1 pseudogene is annotated in these 348 nt (G+C 73.6%); it reads right to left on the bottom strand.

Annotated elements, in window-relative coordinates:
• A pseudogene (locus EZM81_RS18130) lies at positions 1 to 348 on the bottom strand (phage tail tape measure protein); the annotation flags it as partial.

The raw sequence follows: 348 nt of genomic DNA, 5'->3' as shown, positions 1-348 counted from the left end.
GCGACACGGCGCGGGCGATGTCGCTGGCGACCTGCGTCCGGGACTGGCGGAAACTCTCGGCATCGCGGGCGTTGATGGTGACATTGACGGTCGACGCGCCCGACTGGCCGAACCCTGCCGCCTCGCGCCGGGAGAGAACCCGCTCGCCGCGCTGCAGGATCGCGGGCACCTCGTCCGGGCGCAGACCGGCCCAGCCCCCGCTGTGCATGCGAGGGGCATTGGCGAATGTCAGGGCCGGAACTATCCGGCCGGGACCAGGGCCGCCGACCAGGCCGCCGGTGTGCAGGATGCTGGCGAAGATCCCGCCCGCGCCGCCCAGCGCGCCGGAAAGGGCATTGGCGATGGGGC

Source organism: Tabrizicola sp. YIM 78059 (assembly GCF_004959785.1).
In the GTDB taxonomy this organism is placed as follows: domain Bacteria; phylum Pseudomonadota; class Alphaproteobacteria; order Rhodobacterales; family Rhodobacteraceae; genus Tabrizicola; species Tabrizicola caldifontis.
The sequence above is the reverse complement of the archived record's forward strand: the minus strand, read 5'-3'. Positions and strand labels throughout refer to the sequence as shown.